The following is a 16,391-nucleotide window of genomic DNA, read 5'->3' as shown; positions in this document are numbered from 1 at the left end:
AGAATTAAGATTTTTACTTAAACCCTACCCCTTTCAGGGTAGGGTTTATTTTTAGAAGAAGGTGATCCTTTGACTAGAAGTATTATTGATAAACGCCTTAATCAATTTGAATCTCTTATTCCAAAAACAAGTCCTCTAAAAGAGCCTATAATTGTTTGTTTTGGTATTTCTTTCAAGAGTAAGAAAGTGTGCAAGAATTGGGAAATAGTACAAAAAAACTTATCCAATACATTAAGATCTATTTTTAATAATACAAAATCAAATTTTCTTATTGTTGTGGCAGGTCACGAAAAACCTAAAATAGCAGAAATTGAAAATGAAAAGGTAAAATGGATAAGCTCTCCATTCAAACCTCCAATTAGCCCAAAAGGCTTTAATTTAGATAAAAGGAAAAAACGTATTTTGATTGGAGCTTATTTAAGAACCATTCACTTTAATGGTTATTATATGCACTTAGATGCAGATGATTTAATCCATTATAAATTTATTGAATATCTCAACTCTCTTCCATTAAAAAAAGCATTCATTATCCGTGAAAGCTTCATGATAAATACAAATATAAAAGAAATTTGGGTTACAAAAAGGTTTTATCTCCATTGTGGATCGAGCAGTGTTATTTATTTCAATACCAATGAACTTCCATTAAGTTTTAAAAGAGATAAAAGTAAGTTTTCAAAGTTTGCATTTACTAGCCATAGATTAACACATTCAAAATTCAAAAAAAATGACTATCAATTCCTAGATCAGCCGTTAGTTCTTAGGGTCTTCGGATATGGTGACAATAACATGACAATTAAAGGTCTAATTAATATAAACGTTAGCTCACTTCAATATAGATCAAAAGGAGTAACATATGGTGATTGGATTTGGAATCATTTTAATGTATAGGTGGAAAAGAGGATGAAGTTTAAAAATGTTGATAACACTTACGAATCAAAAAGTGTAGCGGTTATTGGATTAGGCTATGTGGGTTTACCGTTGTCTCTTTTATTAATAAGAAAAGGTTTTAAAGTAACAGGCATTGAAAATAATCCTGCTAAGGTCAACAGTTTAAATGAAGGATACAGCCATATAGCGGATATTGATAACAGAGAATTAATAGAAGCAATACAATCAGGAAAACTATGTGTAACCACCGATTACAAGAAGATTAAGAATGTAGGGGTCATAATAATATGTGTTCCTACTCCCATTACATTAGAAGGGAAGCCAGATTTAACTTCCCTAGAGCAAGCCTGCCTCTCAATAAGTGCTCACTTACAAAAGGGACAGTTAGTTGTTTTGGAAAGCTCTACCTATCCAAGTACAACTAATACCGTTGTATTACCGTTGCTTGAAAAAGAAGATTTCAAAGCAGGAAAAGAGTTTTTTTTATCTTATTCTCCTGAAAGAATAGACCCTGGGAATGCAGTACAACTAGAAGTGATACCAAAAATAGTTAGCGGAGTTACTTCAGAATGTAAGAACAGAATTGCAAATTTATACAGCACCATTTTTTCAAAAGTTATTACTCTTAGCTCCACAGAAGCCGCTGAGATTACTAAGTTATTAGAAAACAGTTATCGTTTTATCAATATTACTTTTATCAACCAATTTGCGATGCTTTGCGACAAACTCAATATTAGTGCAAAAGAAGTAATAGACGCTGCTAGTACCAAACCATTTGGTTTTCAACCCTTTTACCCAGGTCCAGGCATAGGTGGCCATTGTATTCCAGTTGATCCCATGTACCTTAGTTGGTTATCTAAACAAAAAGGATTCTCTTTCGACTTATTGCAACTTACAAAAGAGATAAATGATAATATTTCATCTTACATTATTAATAAAATAATTGATTTCACCACACAAATGGAAAATAAAGAGATTCTTATCTATGGGATAACATATAAAAAGGACGTAGGTGATATAAGAGAATCAGTACCATTGAAAATTATGGAATCACTGAACAACTTGAAATTTGAAGTAAGTTACCACGACCCATATATAAGTAGCGTAACAATAAATAATCAGACATTACACAGTATTCCAATAACAGTAGAAAATATAAAGAAGGCATCAATAGTAGTTATATTAACAGACCACTCGTGTATCCCTCTTGAAACAATAGTTAATCATGCTAATTTAATTTATGACACACGAAATGTAACCAATAAATTTGATTTTAAAGAAAACATCTATTACTTTGGTGGTAAAAATTATGGATAAATTTTCTTTAAACTCGAAGTTCTTAACTAATAAAGATGTGCTAAACGAAATAAAAACTGCTCTAAATATAGGTAAGCCTTTATCATTGGTAAGAATTGGAGATGGTGAAAATATAGTATTAGCTCAAGACGATGTCTTACCTATGAAAAAAGTATTATCTCTCACATGGAGTAAGCGTGCAAACAAAGGTAAAAAAGGATTAAATCTACCAAATTTAAAACTAAAAAATGAACTAATACAATCTATTAGGGAAGCTTCTATTGTTGGGATATTACCTAATAATGATAGAAGAATAAAAGCTTCACCTCGACTGAAAAGAAAACTTACTGATAAAATATTTAAATTTCATAACATTGAGCCTAAAACTATTTGTGATGCATGTATAAACAGGGATTTTGCAAAGGATAAAATGTTTTGGAAGCTAATAAGAGGTAAGCGAATTTTACTGATTTACAGAAACCCAGTAGAGTTGAAGAATATTTTAACTGAAAAACCCTATAGTCAGAGAATAGAAGTCTGTACTTCATTTAGAGATTACAGTCAAATAGAAAAAACCATACACTTTGCCATTTCTAATAAAGATAAATTTGATATTGCGTTAATATGTTGTGGTGTAAATGCTGTTATTCTAGCCCAAAGGATTGCACAAGCAACTGATAAGGTATGTATTGATTTTGGAAAAGGATCAAACAAGGTATTAATGAAATAATTAAAACTCAATTTGATGGAGTGATTTTATGAATAGATATTGGAAAGATATAGTAGAACCCCTACTAGATTATTGCTCAGTAAATTCTATAGTAGAAATTGGAGTAGCAGGCGGTCTTAACACAAAGAATCTAATAAATTATTGTTCTCAAAAAGGATGCAATTATATAGGAATTGATCCCGCTCCTTTAATTGATATTTCTGAACTACAACATCAACATAGCTTTATGACTTTTTATAAAGATATAAGTTTGAATGCTTTATCACAAATTGATGAATTTGATGTGATTTTAATTGATGGTGACCATAACTGGTACACTGTTTTTAATGAACTAAAAATAATTGAAACTAAGACTTTGAAAAAAAATCAATTTCCATTAATTTTCTTACATGATATCTCATGGCCGTACGGAAGAAGAGATATGTATTATAATCCAGAATTAATTCCCCAGGAATTTAGAAAGCCATACGCAAAGCTTGGTATTAAAGAAGGAAAAAGTAAGTTAATAAAGAGTAACAATTCCAGGGATGTAAAAAATTCACATTTAAATAACGCTTTATTTGAAGGCGGTAAACAGAATGGTGTTATGACCGCAATTGAGGATTTTCTTAAAAGTACAAAGATGCCTGTTGGGTTTGAGTCAACAGAACTATTTCATGGTCTTGGAGTCCTTTTTCCTACTAACAACGAATACAAACTTCAGAAGGTTATAAAACAAAAACTTAGATTTGCAGAGAAAGAATATTTCAAAAACAAAAAAAGGTGATTAGTTATGAATAATCGTAAAATTGTAGTTTATACGGCAATTACAAATAATTATGATTCATTAAAAGAACCTACTTTTATTTCCCCAAATGTTGATTACATTTGCTTTACGGATAATAAGGATTTGGTGTCAGATATATGGGAGGTTCGTTTAATCGATAACACATTAACCTTAGATCATACAAGGAAAGCAAGAAAATACAAAATACTACCTCATCATTTTTTAAAGGAATATGAATATAGCATATGGATAGATGGCAGATATTTAATTAAAGGGGATTTGGTGGAATTATTAAATAAGCATCTTACTAAATCAAACCTTGCTGTGTATAATCACCCTCAAAGGAATTGTATTTATCAGGAAGCAAAGGCAGTTGTTGCTTTTAGAAAAGAAGAATATGCAATTGCGAAAAAACAATGTAACTTCTATAGACAAAAGGGTTACCCAAAACGAAATGGATTAATTGCAAGCCCAATAATTCTTCGAAAGCATAACGACCAAGGTGTTAGGAAACTAATGGAGGATTGGTGGGAACAGATACTATTATTTAGCAAGCGAGATCAGCTCAGTTTTAATTATTGTGCATGGAAAAACAATTTTAACTTTGAAATCATTAATGAAGGCACATATTACGATAACAATTATTTAGATATATTCAAACACTTGAAGTAATTTAAATTGTAAGGAAATCTTTTAAAGCCTCGCGCCAGCTTGGTAGAACATTAAATCCGTTCTTTATTATAGCGCTATTATCTAAAACTGAATTTTTAGGTCTGTATACATGACTAATGTATCTATCAGAGTTAACAGCCTTAATCACTACTGGGTGATTTAATTCTCTAAATATTTCACTGGCAAATTCAAACCATGAACAACTTCCAGAATTAGTAGCATGATATATGCCGAATTTGCCTGTTTTTATTAATTCAAGTAAAAATATTGCTAAATCTCTAGTGTATGTCGGACTTCCAAACTGATCATTTACTACTTCAATTTCATTAGAGGATTCCGCTTTTTCAATTATTTTTCTTACAAAATTATTCCCATTTGATCCGTATAGCCATGAAGTCCTTACAATAAAATATTTACTGCAAAGTGCTTGAACATTTTTTTCACCAAGATATTTAGACATTCCATAAATATTTTGCGGATTTGGTAAATCGGTTTCGGTGTAAGGTGATTTACTCATACCGTCAAATACGTAATCTGTACTAATATAACATAAACTAGCTCCAATTGATTCGGAAGCTTTTGCTACATTTTTTGCACCTAGTGAGTTAACTTGATAGGCTTTTTCCGGTTCTTTCTCTGCTAATGCAACATTTGTATATGCTGCTGAATGAATGACGACATCTGGCATATGCTTCCATAATAATTCTTCCACCTTTTTTCTATTTGTAACATCCAATTCTAATCTATTTAAACCGATAGTTTGCACCTTCTTCTTGTTTAGCATTTTCACTATTTCAAAGCCAAGTTGACCTTTTGCTCCTGTCACCAACACTTTCATTATCATCACACCTTTTTTTAGGCTATGAATGCAAAATTACCTCCACCATGATTCATTTTCTCTATACCATGCAATCGTTTGATTTAATCCATTAAAAAACTTGATTTTAGGATACCAACCAAGTTCATTCTTAATTTTGCTGGCATTAACTGCATAACGTTTATCATGTCCCTTTCGATCCTCTACATAGGAAATAAGATCTTCATCTTTCTTTAATAACCTCAATATTAATTTTACAAGATCGAGATTACTTATCTGGTTATTAGCTCCAATATTATAAACTTCACCTACCGCTCCTTTATTTAATACAACGTCTATTGCTTCACAATGATCCTTTACATGCAACCAATCTCTGACATTACTACCATCACCATATATAGGAATCATTTTATCCTCTAAAGCCCTTGTTAATATTAAAGGAATAAATTTTTCAGGATGCTGAAATGGACCATAATTATTTGAGCACCTTGTTATTATTGTTGGTAATTTATAGGTCTTATTATAGGAACGAACAAGGAAATCTGCGCCTGCCTTACTTGCACTATAAGGACTATTTGGAGAAAGATTAGTTTTTTCACTAAACATCCCTATATCGCCTAAAGTTCCATAAACTTCATCCGTTGACACCTGAATGAATTTTTCTATACCAAATTTTTTTGAAGCTTCGAGTAAAACCTGTGTACCGATAATATTGGTTTCTAAAAATAATTTTGGGTTACCGATGCTTCGATCAACATGAGTTTCTGCAGCAAAATTTATTACTGCATGCACGTTCTTCTTTAGAATTTTTTCAACTAAATCACTGTCTCTTATATCTCCTTTAATAAATTGGTAATTTAAGGAATCATTAACATTTTCTAAGTTTTTCATATTTCCTGCATAAGTAAGACAATCTAAATTGATTATTTTAATTTGCTTGTATTTTTGTAGCATATGTCTTACAAAATTACTACCTATAAATCCACTGCCCCCTGTTATTAGTATATTCATAAATCCTCCTTTAGAAAAAATTATTCTCACAATCTAGAAATGACGAAAGATTGTTATCCTTCTCAGAAGCTATAATTTTATCAAATGGCCAACTAATATTGAGGGATTTATCGTTCCAGATAATCCCTCTTTCATGTTTTTTAGAATAATAATTATCTACTTTATAAAATACATGAGTATCTTTTGTTAATGTACAAAACCCATGAGCAAAACCTTTTGGAACTAGTAGTTGTATGTTCTCGGCTGAATTAAGAATAAAACTTTGCCATTTCCCATAAGTTTTAGAGGACTTTCTCAAGTCAACAATCACATCCATTATCTCTCCAGCAATAACTCTAATAAGCTTTGTTTGAGCCCAAGGATTTAATTGATAATGTAAACCCCTTAATGTACCTTTATGCATAGAGTAGGAATGATTATCTTGAATAAATTGATAATGAAGCCCACTCTTATGAAATTCTTTTTCATTGAATGATTCAAGGAAATAGCCCCTACTATCGTCATGTTTTTTGACCTTGATTAACTTTGCTTCCTCAAAAATAGTATCAATTATTTCCAAACATTGATTCCTCCTTCATGTAGATTATTATTGAGAAATTCTTTTCAGATATGATCCATACTCGTTGTCTATATGATTATTCGCAAGCTTTTTCAACTGTTGCTTTGAGATAAAACCCTTATTAAATGCAATTTCTTCTATACAAGCTATTTTCAAGCTCTGTCTTTTCTCAAGCGTTTCTACAAAAAGCGAAGCCTCCAAAAGAGATTCTGGTGTACCTGTATCTAACCAAGCAAACCCTCTGCCTAGCACCTTAATTTTCAGCCTTTTTTGACTTAAATAATGTTTGTTTATATCAGTAATTTCTAGCTCTCCTCTTTTAGAAGGTTTTAGGTTTTTAGCTATATTCACGACATCGTTATCATATATATACAGTCCTGTTACCGCAATATTAGAATTGGGGTTCTGAGGTTTTTCAGTAATAGATAGAATTTCGCCACAAGAATTTATTTCTACTACTCCAAACTGGTTCGGATTATTCACATGGTAACCAAAAACTGTACCTCCAACATTATCGTTCGATGCTTCCTCTAGCAGGCTCGGAAATGTATGCCCGAAAAAAATATTATCTCCAAGAATTAAGGTAACATTATCTCCATTAATAAATTTTTCAGCGATAATAAACGCTTCTGCAATACCATTTGGAGCTCTTTGTTCTGCATATTCAATAGTTAATCCTAAATGAGAACCATCTCCTAACAAGTTTTGATATAATTTTATGTTATCCTCATCGGAAATCAACAATATCTCTTTTATATTTGCTAGCATCAATATTGATAATGAATAATAAATCATAGGTTTATTATATATTGGCAATAAATGCTTAGAAATTATTTTAGTAATTGGGAATAACCTGGTTCCTTTTCCACCAGCTAAAATTATTCCTTTCAAACGCACACCCCCAAATTATTTCTTTTTATATTTTTTTAGAATTTCCAAGAGCTCATTTACTCGTTGTTCAAATGTAAATTCCTCTCTAACTTTTTTTGTTAAGCTTGTAATGGTTTTTTTCACATCTGAATAAGAATTTTGTATTCTCTTATAGCAATCAGCTAATTCTTCCTTATTGTTATAAAATAAAATACCTTTTGGGAATAATTTTTCTAGTTCAGGATGATAGTCTGATATAATTGGTAACCCACAAGCCAATGCATCAAAAGTTCTATTGTTAATAAAACCGTATTTTTTCATATCTTCCCAATGGTCATTTAAGATTACTTTTGATTTTGAATACAATTGTCCTAAGTCCTCGTTTGGAACATAGGTATCAATTATGTATTTTTTTTCTATCCACTGTTCCCACCCGTTTCCCCATACTTTAATCGGAACATTAAGTTCTACAGACCATGGTACACACTGTCTCTTAATTCCTCTTGTATTACCTACAAAGATAACACCATCTCTTTTCAGTCCATCATTACCTTCATAAAACTCCTCCGTGTCTGTGCATTGAAGCAACGAAAAAACCGGCTTCTTTAATTTCTTTTTTAGGATTGCTGCATATTTTTCTGAGGCCACACAAATGATATCGTATCTTTTGTATTCGCTAAGCTTAACAGTTTCTGGATGACTAATATTCCACATAATGTTGATTGACTTCTTTGATGTTTTATATGGAAATCTCCCTCTAATAACAAATACAACATCTGCATTTCTTCTTACATTGTAATTTGGATAGTAATCAGTAACAACTTCAATACCACGTCTTTTAAGATATTTTGTAAGTGACCTACCAATATGATAATCTCCACTGTTCAATTGTTTATGATTTGCAACAGCTGGATTCTTTATTACCCATCTCAACATTTACACCTCCTCATAAAAATCAATATCTACATATATATATTTTTGTAATAACACGTACAATTACATATTTTTTACAAAAATAATCTGTTCAACTATTTCACATAAAATTTATTTATCTAAATATAGATAAATAATATTAGAGACTTATTGTTAAAGAACTATCAGGTCATCAACTCATTAATATTGGTGGTGAACACTATGATGGATGAAATAAAAAAGTTGGTTTTAAATAATCCTGGACAATTGACTGTTGAAGAATATTTAAATATTGCGCAGGAATTAAAACAATTGTCCCCATGTAACATGTTAGTTTTTGGTGCAGGAAGAGATAGCATATTGTGGGATACATTAAACAAGAATGGAAAAACAGTTTTTATAGAGGATAATATTGAGTGGTACGACCTAATATTGAATCAACACAAACATTTAGATATTAGATTAGTTCAGTACAATACAAAAAGAAGGGACTATCTAAAATTGTTAGATACTCCTCAATCACTTAACTTAAACCTTGATTTTGATTTGATAGAAACAAATTGGGATATAATTTTTGTGGATGGACCATTAGGAAATATTGATGATTCACCCGGTAGAATGAAAAGTATTTATACAGCTTCCTTTTTGGCACTCTCTTCAGATAGCACTTACGTTTATGTTCATGATTGCAATAGAGACACAGAAAAGATTTATTGTGATCGTTATCTACCAAAAGAAAGCTTAGTATTTACTACTTTTAAACTTAGAAAATATTATATAACTTAACTCAGAATCCTAATTTATTTTATAAACTGATTCAAAATCCAAGGCCTAACATTCAAATTCTGTAACCTAGGATCCATATTTCTCTTTTTGTCTTTCTTTATTTTTGCTTCCTGTTTTTTAATGTAGGTTGCCTCCTCGACTATTTTGCTTTCACCTACTACTCTTAATCCTTTCATGGTGTGCTCCACTCCTTTCTATATGCTGATAACAGTATATTCAAGCTTGTGTTACTTGTTTGTACTTGCTAAAAATTGTTCGTATGTCTTGCTTTATGGCATAGAAAAAACAGCTGCTTGAAAGTTGCAGCTGTTTTCTTTCGTGTTATTTTTTTTCAATGAATTCTCGTTGATTTGGCTGTGTTTTATCAGGTGCTTTTTCTTCCATCAGATATTCTACTCCGACTTGGACTTCTTTGGCTTCGCCGTTTCTGATGGCTAAAAGGATGGCATTTAGTGCTTCTTTTTCACTTATATCGGGTGGCAGGGTAAATTGCTTATGGAACGTGATGTGTAATTTTGCAGAGTGCACTTCTAGCGTCATCATAACTCCTCCCCTTTTTTTCACTAGGCTCTTTTTAAAAGATTGTTGCTAAAACCTATGAAAAAGTCGGCTTTAAGACTTTTTCCAATCATTATGCGAAGAAAAATTGCCACGTGTATAAAACTCCTCCAGGAAAAGAGCACGACAGCAACCTTTAACACGTGTGTCTTAACTATACGCAGTAGCAACAATGTTTGGGAAAACAGCCTTTCACTATTATTCCTAATCTATGCTGCGTGTGGCTTGTATCATGATAAAAAACCAGGCTTCAACCAAAAGCCTGTAGGTGTTTAAATCAGTTAGGGGGCTAAATAGAAAGTAATCAATTCATGAGAAGATGGACTTTTAAAAAGACTTAACCCCTTTAATTTGCAGGTACCTATTATTTATAGAATGAATAATGTAAGATAGCGAAAGAAAAAAGGAGGCAACACAATGGGAATTGTCTATATAGAACCATGTTTTGATAATAGCTGTTCAAGAGATTGTTCTTGCAATAAATGTAACCCGCTCCCCCCTCTGCCACCAGATGAGTTAATAGTAATTTTAGCAAGGCTTGCATCAGCGGAAGAAACAATTGCAGCAAATTCAGCCAAAATAACTGCCTTGGAAGCTATTGTTATGGCGCCTATAGATACCATTCGAACAGCATTTGAAGAGAATTTAGGAGAGACGGTCACCGTTAATACGACTTTTGACGTTGTAGAAGGAATCGTAACAATAGTAGGAATTGATGCGGTAGAAATAACAACCCAAACGGATGAAGTTTTTATTCTTCCATACACCAGTGTTATCAGCATATCCTAAGAGATAGAACGGAGGGAAAGTAGTGACATTTGCTGAAAATTTATCACTATATGTTAATCGTGATCTTGAAGTGTACGGAGCGAACCAGTTTTTTGTAGAAGGAATATTAAGGTCAGTCGGGACTGAATCTTTTGAAGTGGAAGTCAGGAATGGCTCTTATGTTACACCAACTGAATTAATAACCGTGTTCTTTGCAAACGTTGAAGGAATCCGGGTTTTAGCAACATCATAATAATAAAGGTAGCGAAATTATTCGCTACCCGAATTTATTTTTTCTAATAACCATTTTTTCCATATATTATATTCTGCTGTTTGTTTATTAGATGTACTGAATTTCCTCAGTCTCCTATTATATAAAATGTCATCAATAAATACGACTTTTCCTCTGATTGCTAAGGAACTTACCACATAAATATCCTCAAACATTCTACCCTCATACATATCTGATACATTCCAGCCTTTTATTCTTTTTACTTCAATAGTTTTATAAATTCTTGGTGCAATTGGTGTGGGATTATCGATATATTGTATATAGTTAACAAAATTACCTCCTTGTATTTTTGAAAAAAAAAGTTTCCCATCCCTCGTTCTTTCCCGCCATTCTTTATACTTTCCATATACTAAAACGACGTCATCTTGAAGTTTATTAATTTCTTCCCATGCCTTTTCTAAGCAATTGTTAGAAAGCCAATCATCTGCATCCAGTTCAACCAACCAATCTCCTTTTGACAGATCAAGAGCGATATTCATGCAAACTGATTTTCCTTTATTTTCTGAATTATGAATAATTGTCACATAGGGGAACGATTTCAATGAATTTAAGATTTCAAACGTGTTATCTACAGATCCATCATTTACCACGATAAGCTCCCAGTTCATCATGGTTTGAGCAAACACACTGTTGATTGCCTTTTTTAGGTATTCTCCATGATTAAATGTACAAATAACAATGGTAAATTTTAGATTATTTGTCAAATTTGCACACCTCCAATTATAAAATACATAATATAAAGTATATTTTTTTGCAATTAGATATGGAGAGTGGGTGATCTATCATCAACGTCATTATTTACCCTCCTACAATTGACTGGGATTTTATGAAACAGCGACCCCAACAATTAATGCAACAATTTGCGAAAAGAGGATTTACTGTTTATTACTTTAACAAAACGGAAAAAAATTGCGAAATGGAGCTACTCTCAACAAACCTTTTTCTAGTACATGATGATGATAAATGGTTTAAAGAAACATTACCCATAATTAAAAAAAGGAAAAATTGCAAAATAGGCATATGGTGTACTTGGGCTAAGCTTGCAAAAGAATTAGAAAGATATCAAGCAGATTGGATAATTTATGATTGTGTAGATGAATTCGCAGATTGGATGAAATATGAAGAGGAAATGATTGAAGTCGCAAATGCTGTTACCTGTACGGCAGAAAGAATTTTTCTCAGGTTAAAAAAAGCTTATCCCAACAAAAAGATTGAGCTACTTCCTAACGCATATGATGAATCGATGGGACTTCATTTACCAGCATCCAAATCATCGCCATTCCATGACAGAAAACAAATCGGGTACATTGGAGCATGGGCACCATGGATTGATGATCTTCTAGTAAAAAGACTCGCTCGGACTTTTAACGACGATGAAATTGTCATAATAGGTGTAGGATTTGGTAGAAAATTCAATTTAGGGTATTTATCAAATGTTACTTATTTAGGTCACCTTCCCCACCACCAACTTGGTACATATTTGAAGGAAATGTCAGTATGTATCATACCTTTTAAGATTACTCCTGTCACTTTAGCTACTAATCCTGTTAAGATGTATGAATATTTAGCCACAGGTAAACCCGTCATTTCCACTGCTTTACCTGAATGTGTTTTGGCCCAGCCATATGTTGATATAGGGAGAAACCATTCAGATTTTGTCACAAAAGTAAAATATCGGTTAGAACATCCAGGGGATAGTACAGGAAGACAACGTTTTGCTCTTTCCAACACATGGAAGCACCGGATAAATCAAGCTATCTCATTAATAAACAGCATATCTTAAACGAAAGGGTGTATTCCAATAACAAAGAAAATAGCCGTTGTGATAGGTACCCGTCCAGAGTTAATTAAAATGGGAGTGTTAATAACGGAACTAAAAAAAAGAAATTCTTCCCACCTTTATATACATTCGGGTCAACATTATGATTATCACATGGAGGCAATAGTTTCTGATATTTTTCAATTGCCTAAACCTGATTACCATTTAAGTGTTGGCTCTGGATCCCATGCTACAACAACAGCAAAAATCATGATAGAACTTGAACAAATTTTCCTAAAAGAAAAAATAGATACTGTAATTGTTCACGGTGATACCAATACCACCTTAGGAGCTTGTTTGGCTGCAGCAAAGGTACTAATTCCAGTTGCTCATGTTGAAGCAGGTTTGAGAAGCTATGATAAATCCATGCCAGAAGAAATTAATCGTATTTTAGTAGATAATATGTCCACTTACCTATTTACACCCACTATCATTGCATCCAACAATTTAAAAAAAGAAGGAATAACGAATGGTATTTACTATACAGGTCAATCCATTGTAGATGCAATTGAATATATAAAAAATTACAAAGGACTTAATGTTTTAGAAACTTATAAGCTTGCGCCAAAAAGTTATTTCTTTATTACCATCCATCGACAAGAGAACACAGACAATCATACGAGATTCACTTCTATAATTTCGGCTATTCTGGAATTAGCAGAACAAAAAACATTTAAACTTGTTATATCTATGCATCCAAGAACAAAAAAAATACTTAAAGAACATAACCTTTATCAAACCCTTCTAAACAATGCTTATATTCTTGTTCTAGATCCTCCACCAAACTTTTACGAATCTATCAAACTACAATCTTTTGCTAAATTAGTAATGACAGATAGCGGAGGATTACAAGAAGAATCATGTATCATCGGAACTCCATGTATCACTTTAAGGGAGAATACAGAAAGGCCAGAGACCATTCAGTGTGGCGCAAATTTACTTTCAGGTTACCAAAAAGACAAAATATTAAATGCTGTTCAAACAAGCATATTAAAACAAAATAATTGGACCCATCCTTATGGAAAAAATGGGGTCAGTGGAAAAATTTTAGACATAATTTTAAATTAATGTAAAGAGGTGAACCATGACTATCATCATTTATCCACCTACTATAGACTGGACATTTATGAGACAACGGCCTCAACACCTAATGAGTCAGTTTGCCCAGGATCATCACACAGTCCTATATTTTAATAAAGAAAATCAATCTGGAATGGTATGGAACGAAGTAGAAAAAAACCTCTTTACTATTAACCACGCACAATTCTTTATCGACCAAATTTTACCTTCTCTAAATGATAACAAATTATTTTGGACTTCCTGGAGCAAGAAAATCCCTTTTGCTAAACAATGTAGGGCTGACTACATTGTATACGATTGTGTTGATGATTTTCCCGAATGGGATATGGATGAAAAAAGATGGATTCATAAAGTGGATGCAATCATTTGTACAGCAACTAACTTAATGGACAAAATGAAAAAAATTGCACCCAAAACCCCCAAATTACTTGCACCTAATGGATGTGACTGGGAATTCTTTTATTCCTCTCAAAGCCTGAATACGAAAGTGTTAGAAGGCGTACCCACTACTGCTGGACCCAAGATTGGTTATATTGGAGCTTGGGCACCATGGGTAGACAAAGAGATTATTTCAAAACTAGCTGACACTTATCCACAAGGACAGATTATTATCATTGGACCATTATTATCTACTGAAATGATTAGCAAAAACAATGTACATTACCTTGGTTATAGAGATTATCATGAACTTCCTGTTTTAATTTCATATTTTGATACTTGTATTATTCCCTTTAAAATTAATCGAATTACTCAAAGTACAAACCCAATAAAGGTATATGAATATCTTGCTGCAGGAAAACCTGTTGTATCAACCGATCTTCCAGAAGTAAGAAATTTGACTCCTTTTGTTCACATAGCCAAAGATCACAATCAATTTCTTTCAATGGTTGATAATAGCATTGTGTCTAACAGTAATCCTTCAACCTTATCAAAATTTGCTAAACAATTTAGTTGGACTGAGCGCTATAAAGACATTTATCATTCGTTAGTAAATAGTTACCCTCTTCTAACTAAAAATAATAACAATTCAAAGCTTCTACAATCCTTCTCCTACCTTAATGAAACTTATGCCTTAAACCACTGCACTACCAATTCCTACTACGCTACTACTAACTTAAAAAATGACCCTCCTTTTATTGGCACAAAACCTTCAGGGGAGTATCATTGTTTTTTACTGAGTCCTAAAGAGGTTGTGAATATGAAAGCAGAGTACTATTATTTGGACATTGACGTAAATAATTCAGAGCAATTTAATACTCTGCATTTAGAAATAAAATACACCAAGGAATTAATTGATATTAACACCCTATCTTACTCAAACACTCTTTGCCTGCATTCTTATAAACACGTTCACTTATCCGAATCAATTAATAGTACTTTTTCAGTGAATATTACTGATTTAGTAATAAATTTAGGGTATATACCAAGCTTTCGATTAGCAAGTAAAAATCCTAGTCATATTAGGTTTAGTAACCCTAAATTATCCGTTTTTAAAAGAATCAAAGATGAGGTGAGTTTATGAAGTTAGGCATAGCGGGTTATTATGGAAAAGGAAATTTTGGAGACGAATTATTTTTGGAAACATTTAAACAAGTTTTATACAAGGATACAGTTTATCCTATAGTCAGTCATATAGACTTTCTATCCTCAGATGCTGTCATTATTGGTGGCGGTGATCTAATCATCCCCTATTCCTATAACAACACATATTTTCCAAAAGAGATACTGCACGTTCCTGTTTGGGTATATGGTGTTGGAGTAGTTGATTTTTATCCTCCTGAGACATGGCCAGAAGCTGAAGTTGAAAAGTATAGAGAAATTATATCGCAAGCTAATGGTTTATATGTAAGAGATTCTAATTCTGCAAAGTTAGCTAATTATATGAAGCTAAACTCCATGATTAGGGAAGTTCCGGATATAGCATTTAGTTATCGACAACCTAATTATCCAATCATAAAGAATCCACACAAAAAAACAATAGGTGTTTGTAGCTTCTCTTATGAAGATTTCCCCTTAGATAAAATGGCTAGAATTCTTTCCACCTTAAATTCTAAAGATTTTACCATTGTTTTAATTGAAGTTGTTGATATAAGAAATAAATTTACGGATCGTCAAACTTGTTTAAAGTTGAAAGAAAAAATTTTGAAGTATAACCCGAAATTTGAAATTATCATAAAGAACTATCAGTACCTAGATGTAACTTATAGTCATATTCAATCTTTAGATTATCTAGTCTCCTTTAAACTTCATCCATCACTGGTTGGAATTAGAAACAATATTCCTACGCTATGTCTTAGTAAATTAAGTAAGGTTAAAAGCTTGCTCCAGGCGTTTCATTTAACTGATTTTTATTGTGATTACGAAGAAGAAGAAGAAGCGATAAAAAACAAACTAGAGCAGCTTTTATTAATGGATGACCAAAGAATTAGTAAGGTAGCAATAAAAGTTAAAGAAAAAGAAAAATTAAGTGATGAATCACTTATCAATTTGAGAAATGATATAGAGAATTTTTTCAATATAATTAATTAGACAGTTTGTTTTAAGTTAACAAAGTCCGTTACCAATAA

General features: G+C 32.2%; 20 protein-coding genes. 12 read left to right on the top strand and 8 right to left on the bottom strand.

The window, feature by feature from the left end; genetic code table 11:
- Positions 1-69: 69 nt before the first annotated feature.
- The 5 genes from FIU87_RS06960 to FIU87_RS06940 are packed head-to-tail and all read left to right on the top strand — an operon-like array spanning position 70 to position 4,352.
- Positions 70-888 carry a hypothetical protein gene (locus FIU87_RS06960; RefSeq protein WP_152443910.1) on the top strand — a complete coding sequence of 273 codons (819 nt, stop codon included), beginning with the start codon at positions 70-72 and terminating at the stop codon, positions 886-888.
- 12 nt (positions 889-900) lie between these two features.
- Positions 901-2,205 carry a nucleotide sugar dehydrogenase gene (locus FIU87_RS06955; protein WP_152443909.1) on the top strand — a complete coding sequence of 435 codons (1,305 nt, stop codon included), beginning with the start codon at positions 901-903 and terminating at the stop codon, positions 2,203-2,205.
- On the top strand, positions 2,198-2,914 hold the full coding sequence (locus tag FIU87_RS06950; protein ID WP_152443908.1) for a GT-D fold domain-containing glycosyltransferase: 717 nt from the start codon (positions 2,198-2,200) through the stop codon (positions 2,912-2,914). Before FIU87_RS06955 ends, FIU87_RS06950 begins: the two co-directional genes overlap by 8 nt.
- A gap of 28 nt (positions 2,915-2,942) precedes the next feature.
- The gene (locus FIU87_RS06945; protein WP_152443907.1) at positions 2,943-3,680 is read left to right on the top strand and encodes a class I SAM-dependent methyltransferase; all 738 of its coding nucleotides are present in this window, start codon (positions 2,943-2,945) and stop codon (positions 3,678-3,680) included.
- A gap of 6 nt (positions 3,681-3,686) precedes the next feature.
- A complete protein-coding gene (locus tag FIU87_RS06940; RefSeq protein WP_152443906.1) occupies positions 3,687-4,352 on the top strand; it encodes a glycosyltransferase domain-containing protein in 666 nt (221 codons plus the stop codon).
- 1 nt (position 4,353) lies between these two features.
- On the opposite strand, the gene rfbD is transcribed toward FIU87_RS06940, so the two are convergent.
- The 5 genes from rfbD to FIU87_RS06915 are packed head-to-tail and all read right to left on the bottom strand — an operon-like array spanning position 4,354 to position 8,545.
- Positions 4,354-5,190 carry a dTDP-4-dehydrorhamnose reductase gene (gene rfbD, locus FIU87_RS06935; protein WP_152443905.1) on the bottom strand — a complete coding sequence of 279 codons (837 nt, stop codon included), beginning with the start codon at positions 5,188-5,190 and terminating at the stop codon, positions 4,354-4,356.
- Positions 5,191-5,226: 36 nt separating this feature from the next.
- Positions 5,227-6,180: a dTDP-glucose 4,6-dehydratase gene (gene rfbB / locus FIU87_RS06930; protein ID WP_152443904.1), complete on the bottom strand. Its 954-nt coding sequence runs from the start codon at positions 6,178-6,180 to the stop codon at positions 5,227-5,229.
- 10 nt (positions 6,181-6,190) lie between these two features.
- Positions 6,191-6,739, bottom strand: coding sequence for a dTDP-4-dehydrorhamnose 3,5-epimerase (rfbC, locus tag FIU87_RS06925; protein WP_152443903.1), 549 nt, complete (start codon positions 6,737-6,739; stop codon positions 6,191-6,193).
- A 27-nt stretch (positions 6,740-6,766) separates the two neighbouring features.
- Complete coding sequence (rfbA, locus tag FIU87_RS06920; protein ID WP_152443902.1) at positions 6,767-7,630, bottom strand: glucose-1-phosphate thymidylyltransferase RfbA; 864 nt, start codon at positions 7,628-7,630, stop codon at positions 6,767-6,769.
- A 15-nt stretch (positions 7,631-7,645) separates the two neighbouring features.
- Entirely contained in the window at positions 7,646-8,545 is a 900-nt protein-coding gene (locus tag FIU87_RS06915; protein ID WP_152443901.1) for a CgeB family protein, read from the bottom strand.
- Between the two features lie 198 nt (positions 8,546-8,743).
- On the opposite strand from FIU87_RS06915, the gene FIU87_RS06910 reads away from it, so the two are divergent.
- Positions 8,744-9,307: a hypothetical protein gene (locus FIU87_RS06910; protein ID WP_152443900.1), complete on the top strand. Its 564-nt coding sequence runs from the start codon at positions 8,744-8,746 to the stop codon at positions 9,305-9,307.
- Positions 9,308-9,321: 14 nt separating this feature from the next.
- On the opposite strand, the gene FIU87_RS20975 is transcribed toward FIU87_RS06910, so the two are convergent.
- On the bottom strand, positions 9,322-9,483 hold the full coding sequence (locus FIU87_RS20975) for a hypothetical protein (RefSeq protein WP_172970981.1): 162 nt from the start codon (positions 9,481-9,483) through the stop codon (positions 9,322-9,324).
- 145 nt (positions 9,484-9,628) lie between these two features.
- Positions 9,629-9,850 (bottom strand): hypothetical protein, encoded by a 222-nt coding sequence (locus FIU87_RS06905; RefSeq protein WP_152443899.1) that lies wholly within the window; start codon positions 9,848-9,850, stop codon positions 9,629-9,631.
- Positions 9,851-10,282: 432 nt separating this feature from the next.
- On the opposite strand from FIU87_RS06905, the gene FIU87_RS06900 reads away from it, so the two are divergent.
- A complete protein-coding gene (locus FIU87_RS06900; protein WP_152443898.1) occupies positions 10,283-10,654 on the top strand; it encodes a hypothetical protein in 372 nt (123 codons plus the stop codon).
- A gap of 22 nt (positions 10,655-10,676) precedes the next feature.
- The gene (locus FIU87_RS06895; protein ID WP_152443897.1) at positions 10,677-10,886 is read left to right on the top strand and encodes a hypothetical protein; all 210 of its coding nucleotides are present in this window, start codon (positions 10,677-10,679) and stop codon (positions 10,884-10,886) included.
- A 17-nt stretch (positions 10,887-10,903) separates the two neighbouring features.
- Here FIU87_RS06895 and FIU87_RS06890 read toward each other — a convergent pair whose 3' ends face one another.
- Positions 10,904-11,629 (bottom strand): glycosyltransferase family 2 protein, encoded by a 726-nt coding sequence (locus FIU87_RS06890; protein WP_172970980.1) that lies wholly within the window; start codon positions 11,627-11,629, stop codon positions 10,904-10,906.
- Between the two features lie 146 nt (positions 11,630-11,775).
- On the opposite strand from FIU87_RS06890, the gene FIU87_RS06885 reads away from it, so the two are divergent.
- Genes FIU87_RS06885 through FIU87_RS06870 form a run of 4 tightly spaced genes read left to right on the top strand, consistent with a single transcriptional unit; the run spans position 11,776 to position 16,353 of the window.
- Positions 11,776-12,708 carry a glycosyltransferase gene (locus FIU87_RS06885; protein WP_216647556.1) on the top strand — a complete coding sequence of 311 codons (933 nt, stop codon included), beginning with the start codon at positions 11,776-11,778 and terminating at the stop codon, positions 12,706-12,708.
- A gap of 39 nt (positions 12,709-12,747) precedes the next feature.
- Positions 12,748-13,812, top strand: a complete 1,065-nt coding sequence (gene wecB, locus FIU87_RS06880) for a non-hydrolyzing UDP-N-acetylglucosamine 2-epimerase (RefSeq protein WP_301538658.1) — start codon at positions 12,748-12,750, stop codon at positions 13,810-13,812.
- Positions 13,813-13,828: 16 nt separating this feature from the next.
- Positions 13,829-15,346 carry a glycosyltransferase gene (locus FIU87_RS06875; protein WP_152443893.1) on the top strand — a complete coding sequence of 506 codons (1,518 nt, stop codon included), beginning with the start codon at positions 13,829-13,831 and terminating at the stop codon, positions 15,344-15,346.
- Complete coding sequence (locus FIU87_RS06870) at positions 15,343-16,353, top strand: polysaccharide pyruvyl transferase family protein (RefSeq protein WP_152443892.1); 1,011 nt, start codon at positions 15,343-15,345, stop codon at positions 16,351-16,353. Before FIU87_RS06875 ends, FIU87_RS06870 begins: the two co-directional genes overlap by 4 nt.
- Positions 16,354-16,391: the final 38 nt, after the last annotated feature.

Source organism: Bacillus sp. THAF10 (genome assembly GCF_009363695.1).
Classification (GTDB): domain Bacteria; phylum Bacillota; class Bacilli; order Bacillales; family Bacillaceae_I; genus Sutcliffiella_A.
This window is presented reverse-complemented; position numbering and strand designations above follow the sequence as displayed.